This window comes from Pseudomonas entomophila L48 (assembly GCF_000026105.1).
GTDB lineage: Bacteria > Pseudomonadota > Gammaproteobacteria > Pseudomonadales > Pseudomonadaceae > Aquipseudomonas > Aquipseudomonas entomophila.
Genome location: NC_008027.1, coordinates 534996 through 548795, shown reverse-complemented (window position 1 = coordinate 548795; position 13800 = coordinate 534996). Strand labels below are relative to the sequence as shown.

General features: G+C 65.3%; 11 protein-coding genes. All 11 read right to left on the bottom strand.

Annotated elements, in window-relative coordinates; all coding sequences use genetic code 11:
* Positions 1-4: 4 nt before the first annotated feature.
* Complete coding sequence (locus tag PSEEN_RS02475; protein ID WP_011531912.1) at positions 5-145, bottom strand: hypothetical protein; 141 nt, start codon at positions 143-145, stop codon at positions 5-7.
* 83 nt (positions 146-228) lie between these two features.
* Positions 229-1749: a sigma-54-dependent Fis family transcriptional regulator gene (locus tag PSEEN_RS02470; protein WP_011531911.1), complete on the bottom strand. Its 1521-nt coding sequence runs from the start codon at positions 1747-1749 to the stop codon at positions 229-231.
* Between the two features lie 10 nt (positions 1750-1759).
* Positions 1760-4384 carry a type VI secretion system ATPase TssH gene (gene tssH, locus PSEEN_RS02465; RefSeq protein ID WP_162042907.1) on the bottom strand — a complete coding sequence of 875 codons (2625 nt, stop codon included), beginning with the start codon at positions 4382-4384 and terminating at the stop codon, positions 1760-1762.
* A gap of 6 nt (positions 4385-4390) precedes the next feature.
* Positions 4391-5398: a type VI secretion system baseplate subunit TssG gene (gene tssG / locus PSEEN_RS02460; RefSeq protein WP_011531909.1), complete on the bottom strand. Its 1008-nt coding sequence runs from the start codon at positions 5396-5398 to the stop codon at positions 4391-4393.
* Positions 5362-7149 (bottom strand): type VI secretion system baseplate subunit TssF, encoded by a 1788-nt coding sequence (gene tssF / locus PSEEN_RS02455; protein WP_011531908.1) that lies wholly within the window; start codon positions 7147-7149, stop codon positions 5362-5364. The genes tssG and tssF overlap by 37 nt, the downstream gene beginning before the upstream one ends.
* 85 nt (positions 7150-7234) lie before the next feature.
* Positions 7235-7651 (bottom strand): type VI secretion system baseplate subunit TssE, encoded by a 417-nt coding sequence (gene tssE / locus PSEEN_RS02450; RefSeq protein ID WP_011531907.1) that lies wholly within the window; start codon positions 7649-7651, stop codon positions 7235-7237.
* A 9-nt stretch (positions 7652-7660) separates the two neighbouring features.
* Positions 7661-9133: a type VI secretion system contractile sheath large subunit gene (gene tssC, locus PSEEN_RS02445; RefSeq protein ID WP_011531906.1), complete on the bottom strand. Its 1473-nt coding sequence runs from the start codon at positions 9131-9133 to the stop codon at positions 7661-7663.
* A 27-nt stretch (positions 9134-9160) separates the two neighbouring features.
* Positions 9161-9661, bottom strand: a complete 501-nt coding sequence (gene tssB, locus PSEEN_RS02440; protein ID WP_011531905.1) for a type VI secretion system contractile sheath small subunit — start codon at positions 9659-9661, stop codon at positions 9161-9163.
* A gap of 33 nt (positions 9662-9694) precedes the next feature.
* Entirely contained in the window at positions 9695-11251 is a 1557-nt protein-coding gene (tssA, locus tag PSEEN_RS02435) for a type VI secretion system protein TssA (RefSeq protein ID WP_011531904.1), read from the bottom strand.
* 539 nt (positions 11252-11790) lie between these two features.
* A complete protein-coding gene (locus tag PSEEN_RS02430) occupies positions 11791-12333 on the bottom strand; it encodes a single-stranded DNA-binding protein (protein WP_011531903.1) in 543 nt (180 codons plus the stop codon).
* A 9-nt stretch (positions 12334-12342) separates the two neighbouring features.
* The gene (locus PSEEN_RS02425) at positions 12343-13737 is read right to left on the bottom strand and encodes an MFS transporter (RefSeq protein ID WP_011531902.1); all 1395 of its coding nucleotides are present in this window, start codon (positions 13735-13737) and stop codon (positions 12343-12345) included.
* Positions 13738-13800: the final 63 nt, after the last annotated feature.

The window sequence follows — 13800 nt, the reverse complement described above, 5'->3', positions numbered from 1 at the left end:
GTGCTCAGTTGCCACGGTTGAGGGCCTGGGGGTCTCCCAGGGGACGGTAGCTGTCGTCGTCGAACTTGTAGTTGCCACCGCAACCAGCCAGGGCGAACGCGGTAACCAGGGCCAGCAACGTGACCCGCCAGTGACGGTGAAACATCGGAACGACTCCATGTACGGATGAGGCATGCGCCGCCACGGGCGCGCCTGGGTTGGAATAGGTAGGTGTCGGGGTCATGCCGGTCAGCCCTCGCAATCGCCGATCTGGATGTTCAGGCGCCCCAGCCGGTACAGCAGGGTGCGCCGCGGCAGGCCGAGCTCGCGGGCTGCCAGGGTCTGGTTGCCGTCGTGCTTGCGCAGGCAGTCGAGCAGCAGGCGGCGCTCGACCTTTTCCAGGCGCTCGCGCAGGTTCAGCTCGCTGTCCTCCAGCGGTGGCTCGGCCAGGTTCAAGGCGAAGTGACCGACTTCCAGCTCATCGCCCTCGCACAGCAGCACCGCGCGCTCCACCAGGCCCTTGAGCTCGCGCACGTTGCCGGGGAAGGCATAGCCGTCGAGGTGATCCAGGGCAGCCTGGGACCAGCCCACCGGGCTGCGTTGGAGGAAGTCGCAGGCCTTGTCGCAGAAGTGCCGGGCCAGGGTGATGACATCGCCGTTGCGTTGGCGCAGCGGTGGCAGCTCGATGGGGAACTGCGCCAGGCGGTAGTACAGGTCTTCGCGGAACAGGCCGTCGCTGACCATCTGCGCCAGGTCACGGTGAGTCGCGGCGATGATGCGCACGTCGATCTTGTGGGTGACATTGGAGCCCAGCGGGCGGATCTCGCCTTCCTGCAGCACGCGCAACAGCTTGGCCTGCAGGGCCAGGGGCATGTCGCCGATCTCGTCGAGCAGCAGGGTGCCGCCGTCGGCGGCATCGAACAGCCCGGGGCGGTCGCGATCGGCACCGGTGAAGGCACCCTTGCGATAACCGAACAGTTCGCTCTCCAGCAGGCTCTCGGGAAACGCCGCACAGTTCTGCACCACGAACGCGCCCGAGCGACGCGGGCCGTAGTCGTGGATGGCGCGGGCCACCAGCTCCTTGCCGGTGCCAGTCTCGCCGCGCAGCAACACAGTGTAGGGGCTGTGCAGGACCTTGCTGATCATCTGGCAGGTCTGGCGCATGGCCTGGCTCTGGCCGATCAGGCCATAGCTGCTGGCGGCGATCGGCGCCGGGCTGGTTGCCTGGGGTTGTGGCCCGGGCTGGCGCAGGCGGCGCAACAGCTGCAACTGGCCCATGGCGAAACCACCCAGGCGGCCGAGTGAGTCGGCGAAACCGTCCAGCGCGCCGCGCTCGCGGTTCACGCACAGCAACACCCCGGCGACACGCTGCTGCGCGGTCACCAATGGCACCGCCAGCAGCGCCTGCCAGGGCGTGTTCTGGCAAGGCAGGAAGCTGGTGTCAAACAGGCTGGCGGACAGTTCGGCGATGTTCACCACACGGTTCTGGCACAGGGCGAACTGCAACAGCTGCTCGCCGTTGTAGTCGGCCGGCAGGCTGGAGCAGTCGCGCGCCAGCAGCTTGCCGTCGAGCCAGGCGGCTTCGAGCCCGAGCCGGGTATGGGTCGGGTCGAGCAGGTACACCTGCACCAGCGGGCAACCGCTGAGCCCGGCCACGGCCTGCACCAGCGCCTGCAACAGGCACTGGTCGTCCGCCGCCCGGGCCAGGTCGGTGAAGGTGCCCAGCAGCGTCTCGGCATAGGCCAGCGGGTGCGGCACGTGCGCGAACATCACACCCACCTCAGGCAAACTCGCAGATCACGCCGGCATCCGCGTCGAGGGTGGCGTGCACGCGGCTGATCGCCTCGCCGCTGGCCATGGCGTCGAGCAGGCGGTCGGCCACCTTGGGCAGCACGTGGGTGTCGATCAGGTGGTCGATCAGGCGCGCGCCGCTTTCGCTCTGGCTGCAACGCTCGGCCAGGTGGTCGACCAGCGCCTGGCAGTGGCTGAACGCCAGTTGCCTGCGCTGCAGGCGCTCGCCCAGGCGGCCCAGCTTGATCTCGATCAGCTCGCGCAGCACCGGGCCGCCCACCGGGTAGTACGGCACCACGCGCATGCGCGCCAGCAGGGCCGGCTTGAAGTGGCGGCTGAGCACCGGGCGGATATGCTGTTCGAGCAGCTCGGCGTCCGGGCGCTCACCGTTTTCGCACAGGGCGCTGATCTGGTCGCTGGCCAGGTTCGAGGTCATCAGGATCAGCGTGTTGCGGAAATCGATCTGGCGCCCTTCACCGTCGTTGGCCACGCCCTTGTCGAAGATCTGGTAGAACAGGTTGAGCACGTCCGGGTCGGCCTTCTCCACCTCGTCCAGCAGCACCACCGAATACGGCTTCTGGCGCACCGCCTCGGTGAGCATGCCGCCCTCGCCGTAACCGACGTAGCCGGGCGGCGCGCCGATCAGGCGCGAGACGGTGTGCTTCTCCTGGAACTCGGACATGTTGATGGTGGTGATGAAGCGGTCGCCGCCGTACAGCAGGTCGGCCAGCGCCAGCGCGGTCTCGGTCTTGCCGACGCCGCTGGGGCCGACCAGCAGGAACACACCCACCGGCGCATCGGGCTTGTTCAGGCCGGCGGCGGTGGCGCGCATGGCGCGGTTGAGCGCGTGCACGGCCTGCTCCTGGCCACGGATGCGCGCGCGCAGGTCGTCGGCGAAGCTGATCACCTTGGCGTTGTGCTCGCGGGCCAGCTGGCTCAGGGGCACGCCGGTCCAGGCGCTGATCACTTCGGCCACCAGGCGCGGGCACACTTCGGCGCTGACCAGGCGTTCCTCGGCCTGGGCGTCGAGCAGGGCCTGGTGGGTCTCGGCCAGGCGCTGCTGGAGCTGTTCGCGGCTTTCGCCGACAATGGCGTCCTCGCCCTCCTCGCCTTCAGTTGGCGCTGGCGCTTCGACGGGGGCGTTGGCGACCTGCTGGCGCAGCTCCAGCACCTGCTCGGCCAGCTCACGCTGACGGGCCCAGCGGGCGTCCAGCTCGATTTCCTGGTCATGGGCTTCGGCCAGGCGCTGCTCCAGGCGCTCGAAGGCCTCTTGGTCGATCTCAAGCCCCGCCTCGGCATCGCGGCGCAAGGCGTTGCGCTGGCGCTCGCCCTCGGCCAGTTCGGCACGCAGGCGCTCAAGGCTGTCCGGTGCCGCGGCCAGGCTGATGCGTACACGGGCACAGGCAGTGTCGAGCACGTCGACGGCCTTGTCGGGCAACTGGCGGCCGGTCAGGTAGCGCGCCGACAGCTCGGCCGCGGCGACCACGGCGTCATCACGCAGGTAGATGCCGTGGCTCTTCTCGTACAGCTGGGCCAGGCCGCGCAGGATGGTCACCGCCTCGCCCACGGTCGGCTCGTGCAGTTGCACCGGCTGGAAGCGACGGGCCAGGGCCGGATCCTTCTCGAAGTACTTCTTGTACTCGGCCCAGGTGGTGGCGGCGATGGTGCGCAACTCGCCACGCGCCAGCGCCGGCTTGAGCAGGTTGGCGGCGTCGGAACCACCGGCATTGCCGCCCGCGCCGATCAGCGTATGGGCTTCGTCGATGAACAGGATCACCGGGCGCGGCGCGGCCTTGACCTCATCGATCACGCCTTTCAGGCGGCGCTCGAACTCGCCCTTGACGCTGGCCCCGGCCTGCAGCAGGCCCATGTCCAGCGCCAGCAGGTCGACACCTTGCAGCGCCGGCGGCACTTCACCAGCGACGATCCGCGCGGCCAGGCCCTCGACCACGGCGGTCTTGCCCACGCCGGCCTCGCCGACCACGATCGGGTTGTTCTTGCGGCGGCGGGCGAGGATATCGATCATCTGGCGGATCGACGCATCGCGGCACAGCACCGGGTCGAGCTTGCCGTCACGGGCCTGCTGGGTGAGGTTGTGGGTGAAGCGCTGCAGCATCGACTCGCCCTGGGGCGCGCCAGCAGCCTTCGGTGCGGCAGGCTGTTGCGACAGGGCATAGCCCTTGAGACGCTCGATATCCAGGCCCGACAGCAGCTTGTGGTAGCGGCTGCCGGCATAGCGCAGCGGGTTGCGCAGCAGACCAAGGATCAACGCGGCCTGGTCGACCTGGCTCTGGCCCAGCTCGAGGTTGGAAACCAACAACGCATCCTGCAGCCACTGCACCAGCTCCGGCGCGAACACCGGGTTGCGGGTGGCGCTGTGCTCGACATTCGGCTGCAGTGCGGCGCTGAACTCGCCGACGTCGACTGCCGCGTCCTGCAGGGCACGCTGCAGCAGGCTGTCGCTGCGTTCGAGCAGCCCCAGCAGCAGGTCCTCCACCAGGATCTTGCTGCCGCCACGGGCCACGCAGCGCTCGGCGGAGCGCTCCAGGTCGCGGCGGCTGTCGGCGTCCAGGGCCTGGACGAGTTGTTGCAGGTCTACGTTGATCATGGCCATTGGTCCTTAATGAATTTTGCTTCCCAGGGTCACCACGCCATCGGCGCGCTCGCGACCCAGCCAACTGGTCCAGCCCAGGTGGCAGACGTTCTGTTCGCCGATGCGCAGCTCGCGAATCTCTTCGCGGCGCAGCTCCAGGCGGATGTCGTAGTCCAGCGGGTCGCGCAGGGTGAAGCGCGTCAGCGCGCACAGCGGCTGGTAACCGAAACCGATCGGCAGGAACTCGTGAAAGCGCTGCCAATCCAGCTGGGTGATGTGGATGCGGAACTTGCCGCTGCGGTCGCGCACGCGCTCGCCCAGCACGGCGTCTTCGCCCAGCAGGCTGTTGGCCAGGCCCAGGCGGTTGCACTGCTCTTCGAGGATGTCCACGCGCCGCTCCAGGCACTGCTCGATCACCAGGTCGGCGTGCTTGAAGTAGTAACGCAGCACCGCCTCGATCAGCGCCGCCGAGTGGGCGCGCAGGCTGAGCACACCAAGGTACGGCAGCAGGCGCTTCCAGTTCAGCTCCTTGGCCCGGCGGATCTCTTCACCGCCCAGGCCGATCAGGGCGAACAGGTGCGACGAGAACCCGTCCAGGGCGCCGCTCTCGAAGCTGGCGCGGTAGCGGTATTTGCGCCAGATCGGCAGCAGCAGGCGCTGCAGGCGGTGGTGGAACAGGTCGAGGAACGTGCGCGTCGGGTTGCCGTCCTCGTTGTCGCCCAGCGCCTGCTCGCCATAGAACGCCGGCAGCGGCGAGCTGGAGCCGACCAGGCCGATCAGGTTGAAGCGCATGCGCGCGCGCAGCTGGCCGTGCTCGTGGAAGAACTCGATGCGGTCGACGTCGCTGCCGGGGAAACCCAGGCTGGGATTGGCCTGGAACTCCACCAGGTCGTAGAGCTCCTCGTCCTCCAGGTACGGGTAGGCCTCGCGCAACTGCTCCATCACCAGCAGCACCGCCTGGAACAGCGAGTACTCGCGGATGCTCCGGCTCAGCCGGCTTACAGCAGCGGTTGCAGGCCCATGCGTGGTGTCCATTGGTACACCTCCCCTTGTGTGCTTTTCACCCGCAACTCGTGGTACGAGTTGAGGCTGGCATAGAGCGCGAAGAATTCATTGAGCACCGAGGCGAAGACGAACAGGTCGCCCTCGCCGATGTAGCCTTCCGGGTCGATGGTCAGCTCGGTGCGCAGGCCGCGCAGCGGCAGGCCACGGTGCAGGCGGTCGACGTGCTGGTGGCGGATCGACTTGAGCCCGCCGAGCAGGCGCCGGCTGACTTTCTCGGCGTGCTGGTCGTAGTAGCGCGGCAGGTCGTAGGTCTCGAGGATCACCTTGAGCGCGTCGACGTCGGCCAGCGACAGGTAGTTCAGCGACATGTTGCTGATCAGCTTCCACAGGAAGTCGCGGTTCAGCGGCGGCGCGTAGCTGGCGGTGACCGGCGTGATGTTGCGGAAGGTGAGGAACTCGGGGGTCTCCTCGCTGAGCATGCAGATGTCGCCCAGCTTGAGCCGGCGCGGCAGGTTCTGGTTGGTGCAGGTCAGCTCGATCGACAGCGTCTCGTGGGACTCGGCCTGGTGCACGCCGAAGCTCAGGTAGGTGTCCAGGCCGTCGTGCAGCAGCGAGGAGCGCTGGCGGATGCTGTAGTGCGGGCGGTTCTGCGGCACGTCGAAGCTGGCGTCGTGCTCGAACGATTCGAACGGCACGTAGTTCTGGTAGCCCAGGCCACCCGGGCTCCAGCCGGTCACGCTATCGACCGAGAACACCCCGCAATGCTCCAGGTCGAGCTCGGCCGGCAGCAGCAGGTATTCGTCCTGCTTGCCATCCAGGCGGATGGGCAGCGCATCGTGCTTGAACAGGTTGGCGATGGGCGTGCAGTACAGCTTGACGTTGTCCAGGGTCGGGCGCAGGCGCTGGGCCTCGCCACGGCGGATGTCGAAGCGCAGCTCGACGCCATGCACCTGCTTGAGGGTTTCCTCCGGCAGGCTCTGCAGCACCTCCAGGCCGGTCACGTCGACGAACAGGAACTTGTCCTGGAAGGCGAAGTACTCCTGCAGGAAACGGTAGCCACGGAAGGTGTTCAGCGGGTAAGGGATCAGCGCCTCTTCCTCGGCGAAGCCCACCGGGTGCACCTTGGCCGCCGGCGCGCGCAGCAGCAGCGGCTCGCCCTTGGCGTTGAGCATCGGCTTGCCGTGGCTGTCCAGCGGCATCAGCTCGATACCGGCCAGGCTGCGCAGCAGGCTCAGGTAGAGCATCTGGCTGATGTAGCGCTCGCCGGCCAGGTGCAGGCGCAGCTTGCTGAGCTTCACATCGCCCAGGTTGCCGTCGCAGTTCATGTCCAGGCGCAGGCTCAGCAGCGCGCCCTGGCCATTGAGCGAGTAGTTCAGCGCGCTCAGGCGCAGCGGCAGCACCTCGGTCGGGTAGCAGGTGCGAAAGCGGCAGCTGACACCGTCGATCGGCTTGCCTTCAACCGGCGTGTCGCGCTCGACCCGCAGGGCCGGGCCGGCCTGGCGCAGGGGGTCGAACTGCAGGATGCTGAACGCCGGCAGCGGGCGCATGTAGTTCGGCCACAGCAGGTGCATCAGCGAGTGGGTGAGTTCAGGCAGCTCGTCGTCGAGCTTCTGCCGCAAGCGGCCGGTGAGGAAGGCGAAGCCCTCGAGCAGGCGCTCGACGTCCGGGTCGCGCCCGGCCTGGCCGAGGAACGGCGCCAGCGCCGGGCTGCGTTCGGCAAAGCGCCGCCCCAGCTGGCGCAGTGCCGTCAGCTCGCTTTGGTAGTAGTAATTGAAGGACATCCGTCGTTCCGCCTGAATTCAGATCTCGAGTACCGCCAGTGGCGCAGGGTTCGTGAAATCCAGGGCTATGGGAGGCGCGACATCGTTAGTCTCCTTGACTGACACTGACTTGCCCGCTGCCATCCAGGCGCGCGGCAAAACTGACAGAGCGCTTGATGCCGTCCACCTCAAGCTGGCCTTCGATACTGAAAGCCAGCTTGAGCTGATCGTGATCACGCGGTCGGGAAATCACCCGGACATCGGACAGGCGCGGCTCGTAGGCCTCGATGAAATGCTCGATGGCCCGACGGGCCTGGCTGAGCGCATCGTGAAGGCTAAGGCGCATGTCGTTGAGGTCCGGCAACCCGTAGTCGGCAAGCGTCTGCACGCTGCCGGCCCGGGTGCTGAGCATCTTCGCCAGATGAGCGGCCACGGAAGCCATGGCGGCGTCTTCACGCCGCCAGTTGGCACGCTGGTCGGACTCGCCGCTCAGGCGTTCGAACAGGCTTCCGTAACCATTCATCATCGACGCTTACTCCTTGTCCAGCTTGCCGACCAGCGACAGGGTGAAGTCGGCACCCATGTACTTGAAGTGCGGACGCACGTTCAAGCTGACGCGGTACCAACCCGGCTCACCTTCCACGTCGCTGACGATCACCTGGGCGGCGCGCAGCGGACGACGGCCACGTACTTCGGCGCTCGGGTTCTCCTGGTCGGCCACGTACTGGCGGATCCACTTGTTCAGTTCCAGCTCCAGGTCGGTGCGTTCCTTCCAGGAGCCCAGCTGCTCGCGCTGCAGGACCTTGATGTAGTGGGCCAGGCGGTTGACGATCATCATGTACGGCAGCTGGGTGCCCAGCTTGTAGTTCAGCTCGGCGGTCTTGCCTTCTGCGCTGATACCGAAGAACTTCGGTTTCTGCGCCGAGTTGGCCGAGAAGAACGCCGCGTTGTCGCTGCCCTTGCGCATGGTCAGGGCAATGAAGCCCTCTTCGGCCAGCTCGTACTCGCGACGGTCGGACACCAGCACTTCGGTCGGGATCTTGGTCTCGATCTCGCCCATACTCTCGAAGTGGTGCAGCGGCAGGTCTTCCACCGCGCCACCGCTCTGCGGGCCGATGATGTTCGGGCACCAGCGGAACTTGGCGAAGCTGTCGGTGAGCTTGGTACCGAAGGCGTACGCAGTGTTGCCCCACAGGTAGTGCTCGTGGCTGTTGGCCACGGTTTCCTTGTAGACGAACGACTTGACCGGGTTCTCCTCCGGGTCGTACGGGTTGCGCAGCAGGAAGCGCGGCACGGTCAGGCCGATGTAGCGCGCGTCCTCGGACTCGCGGAAGCTCTGCCACTTGGTGAACTGCGGGCCTTCGAAGTGATCCTTCAGGTCCTTCAGGTCCGGCAGACCGGTGAAGCTTTCCAGGCCGAAGAATTTCGGGCCGGCAGCGGCGATGAACGGCGCGTGGGACATGCAGGAGACGCTGGAGACGTACTGCATCAGCTTGACGTCAGGCGAGCTCGGCGACAGGTAGTAGTTGGCGATGACCGCGCCGACCGGCTGGCCACCGAACTGGCCGTATTCGGCGGTGTAGATATGCTTGTACAGGCCAGCCTGCATCACTTCCGGCGAGTCTTCGAAGTCGTCCAGCAGGTCCTGCTTGGAGACGTTGAGGATCTCGATCTTGATGTTTTCACGGAAGTTGGTGCGATCGACCAGCAGCTGCAGCCCGCGCCAGGCCGATTCCATGGCCTGGAAGTCCGGGTGGTGGAGGATCTCGTCCATCTGGCGGCTGAGCTTGGCATCGATCTCGGCGATCATGCGGTCGACCAGCGCCTTCTTGACCGGCTCACCGTCGTTCTGCGGCTTGAGCAGCTCTTCGATGAAGGCCGACACGCCACGCTTGGCGATGTCGTAGGCTTCGTCGTCCGGGGTCAGGCGGGTTTCGGCGATGATGCTGTCGAGAATGCTGAATTCGCTGTTCTCGGCGCTCTGTTGTTGTGCGGCGGTGCTCATGGCAATTAGCTTCCTTGACTAGGGGGATCAGGCGTCAGGCGCGGCGTTCAGGCCCAGCTCACCGAGCACGCGCTCGCGGGACTCGCCGTCGGCCAGCACGCCTTCGATGGCCTTGCGGAACGCCGGGGCGTTGCCCAGCGGGCCTTTCAGGGCAACCAGGGCTTCACGCAGTTCCATCAGCTTCTTCAGCTCCGGCACTTGCTCGACCAGGCTGGCCGGGTTGAAGTCCTTCATGGTGTTGACGCGCAGGCTGACCGCCAGCTCGTCGCCTTCGGCACCTTCCTGCAGGCGGTTGGGCACGGCCAGGGTCATGCTCAGTTCCTGCTTGGCCAGCACCTCGTCGAAGTTCATCTTGTCGATGCTGATCGGCTTGCGGTCTTCGATCTTGCGATCGTCGGCACGCAGGGTGTAGTCACCGATCGCCAGTAGTTTCAACGGCAGTTCGATCTCTTCCTGAGCCCCACCGGTGGCGGGTTTGAACGTGACGTTGATGCGTTCCTTGGGGGCTACCGAGCCTTCTTTGGCCATTGGTTTTCTCCTTGAGGGTTATGGCCCTTGGGCCTATTCGAGTACGACTTCGAGATCGAGATGGCACAGTCGGCGGTAGATCTCGTCCTTGCGTTCGCGCACCACATGGTTCTGCGGCAGCAGCTCGCAACAGGTATGCAGCAGGTGCAGCACCTGCAGCGACAGGTCGGGTTCCCAGGCATCCACGCCGGATTGGCGCAGTTGCTCGTCGAGGGCTTCCAGCTGGGTCTTGGCCAGTTCGTATTTCTTGGCCGTGTAGCAGAGGCGCGCCTGGCTGAGTTGCCAGAAAAAGCGCTCGCGCCCGCCGTGGGCGCCCTGCATCTGCTGTTTGAGGTGTTGCACCGCGCTCTTGAGGCCATCCTTGCGCAGGATCGGCTGCACCGCCTCCAGGGCTTCCTCCCAGGGCATCTGGCGCATGCCGGGCTCGGCCACCGGCTGAGCCACCTCGGCCTGCAAGTGAGGGGTGACCTGGGCGGCGACCCAGGCGCGGGTCTCGGGGTCGGCGAAGGGGGTGCCGTCATGGAACTTCAGCTCGATCACGCTGGGCAGGCGCTGCAGCAGCGAGGCGAAGTTCATCTCCACCTCGCGCATGCCGGCCTCGACGTTCAGGGCCTGGCAGCATTCCCACACCAGGCGCTGGCCATCGAACCAGAACGGCGCCTTGGCCACGCTGTTCTCCAGTTCCACCAGCAGGTCGGCGTAGTTGCCCTGTTCGAAACGCTCGCGGTAGCTCTTGAGCTTGTCGGCGGGCAGGCCGCGCAAGGCGGTGACGTTTTCGGCGTTACGCTCGGGCATCGCCTCGATGGGCAGCCACAGCAGCGTGCGGTTCAGGCGCAGGGCGCGCAGGTCGGTGGCTTTCTGTCGCTGCCACCACACGCACAGCTGCCGGCCCTGCTCTTGCTGGGCGCGCAGGGCTTTATTCGCATCCTTCTCGTTCTCTACCGGCTCGCCCGGGGTGAACAGCTGGGTGGCCGCCTGCTTGACCTGGGCGACGATGGCGCCGACCGCGCCGGGCTGCGGCTCGTTGTCGGCCGAACGCTGGACCTGGCCCTTGAGGGCGCGGCAGATGGGCAGCAGCAGCGGCGCATCGTCGCCCAGCCGGGCAGACAACGCCGCCTCCAGGCCAGCCAGTTGCTCGACCATCTGCTGGAACAGCGGCAACTGCTCCTTGATCGCGATGTCGGCGCCCAGCGCCTGCTCGAGGCGCGGCACCAGCCAACCGATGGCGGCGGAACGGGTACGGGGTTTGGCGGGGTGGACGTCGTCCCAATGGTGCTCGCACAGCTCGCGCAGCAGGCTGATACCCGCCAGCAGGCCGGCGTAGGATTCGCGCTGGAACAGGGCCCAGGTCAGCCAGGAGGCCACGCGCAGATCCTTGGACTGGTCGCGTAGCAGCGCTTCACTGTTCTCGAGGATCTTCAGCCAGTCCACCTGGCCGCTGGCATGGATCGACTGGGCCCGGGTCAGCTCACCTTCGAGGGCTTCGAACTCGGTGGAGAAGCGCACGTCGTCACCACCGAAGGAGCCCGGCGAGACGGCATTCTTGCCGAGTTCGAGATAGCGCGCAGCCAGTTTAGAAGAATAAGACATCCATTTCTCGCATTTAGAACTCGCACATTGGTTCCGGAACCGGAGTTCCAAAACTTTGCTGTCGGGAAGTTCTATCGATTCAGTTCACAATCCAGTGAACAGGTGGTCAAGCGGATGAATAGCCTAATGCCATCAATGCCACATTGCAACCACTCAAAAGGATAGGCAAAAGCGGAATGAAAACACCATCTCAGGGTTTCCCTGATGCCGACTAATATTATCCCTGAGGCAACTGCAAAAGTTATTGACGAAACTCAATCAGGTATCGTGGATAACTCTTTGAAAAATTTAACAGCCATTAAAAAAAATCGCAGCGTTTTCGTGCTGCGTTTTTTTCTGGAATACCTGTCGGAAAAGTTACGATCAGAACGAAGGCGCACTGTTAAACCGACGAAATGCCTCAACTATGGCATAGTGCCATCAAGTTGTTTTCACATGCGCTGCAGTTTCGAACTGAGTACCACGCCGGTGTACTCGGCAACAAAAAACCCCCGAAACTTTCGTCCCGGGGGCTCGCAACCAGCGGTCACACTTCAGGCTTAGAACGGAATATCGTCGTCGAAGCTGTCGAAGTCAGCGGCCGGCTGTGGGGCAGGCTGCTGCGGTGCCGGACGCTGAGGAGCCTGCTGCGGGCGCGGCGCCTGCTGGCGCGGCGCCTGGTTGTACTGCTGCTGGCCACCCTGGTTGTAGTTGCCGCCACCCTGGTTGTACGGATCGCCGCCCTGCTGCTGGTTCTGCGGACGGCCACCGAGCAGCTGCATGGTGCCCTGCATGTCGACGATGATCTCGGTGGTGTAGCGCTTGATACCGTCTTTTTCCCACTCGCGGGTCTGCAGCTTGCCTTCGATGTACACCTGCGAACCTTTGCGCAGGTACTCGCCGGCGATCTCGGCAACCTTGCCGAACAGCGACACGCGGTGCCATTCAGTACGCTCGACCTTCTGCCCGGACTGCTTGTCGGTCCACTGCTCGCTGGTGGCCAGGCTCAGGTTGGTCACGGCGTTACCGTTGGGCAGGTAGCGGACTTCGGGATCCTGACCGCAGGTACCGACCAGAATGACTTTGTTAACCCCACGGGCCATAACGTTCTCCTAGGCTTCGCACGCCGAAGAGGCTGGGTTCACCAGACGCTCGAGGGTCGTACGGTCCAAAATTTTCGTATCCAGTTTGATATAGATGGCGGCTTCTTCTGCCACCACCACGGCGTCGGTCACACCCGGCACGGCCATCAAGCGCTCGGTCAGCCCGGCTTCCCGGACCGCCTCCGGCGTCAGCGGCATGCGCAGGCTGGTCACGTAGGGCGGCTCGTTCATGCGCAATGCAGTGAACAGCCACACCGCACACAGGCCCGCGCAACCGAGGAACACCATGCTCAGGCCACCGTGCTGGAACAACCAGCCACCGATGATTCCTCCCAGCGCGGCACCCAGGAACTGGCTGGTGGAGTACACCCCCATCGCAGTCCCTTTGCCGCCGGCGGGCGACACCTTGCTGACCAGCGAAGGCAAGGATGCCTCCAGCAGGTTGAAGGCAGTAAAGAATACCACGGTGCCGATCACCAGTCCGCGCAAGTTGTCAGCCCACTGCCAGAAGAACACCTCCACCAGCAGCAACACACTGACCGCCCCGAGCAGCACGCGTTTCATCTTGCGCTTCTTCTCGCCGTAGATGATGAACGGGACCATTGCAAAAAATGAGACGAGCAGCGCGGTCAGGTACACCCACCAGTGCTGCTCTTTCGGCAACCCGCCGCGCTCGACGAACGCCAGCGGCAGCGCCACGAAGCTGGCCATGAGAATGGCATGGAGGATGAAGATGCCCACATCCAGGCGCAGGAGGTCCGGATGACGCAGGGTCGGGCCGAGGGCCTGGCGGGCCACGCCGGATTCGCGATGCTGCAAGGTGCTGTGGGTGTTGGGCACAACGAAGGCGATCAGGGCGATACCAACCAGGGCAAGTCCTGCGGTAGCGAGGAACAATCCTGACAAGCCAAAGGCGCGGGTCAACAGCGGCCCGATCACCATCGCCACGGCGAACGACAAGCCGATGCTCATGCCGATCATCGCCATGGCCTTGGTCCGGTGCTGTTCGCGGGTGAGGTCGGAAAGCAGCGCCATCACCGCCGCGGAAATAGCGCCCGCGCCTTGCAGGATACGCCCGGCGATCACGCCCCAGATCGAATCGGCCTGAGCCGCCAGCACGCTGCCCAGAGCGAAGATCACCAGCCCCAGGTAGATCACCGGGCGACGGCCGATGCGGTCGGAAATCACCCCGAACGGAATCTGCAACACGGCTTGGGTCAGGCCATAGGCGCCGATGGCCAGGCCGATCAGCGCGGGGGTGGCGCCGGCCAGGTCCATGCCGTAGGTGGCCAGCACCGGCAGTACCATGAACATGCCCAGCATACGAAAGGCAAAGACCAGGGCCAGGCCGCTAGCGGCGCGGGTTTCGCTGCCACTCATGCGCTCGTTGTGGGTGTCGTGCATGGAATAACCTCGTGTGAACCGGCGGCGATTCTATCAGTCCGACGCGTTGACGGCATATACGTG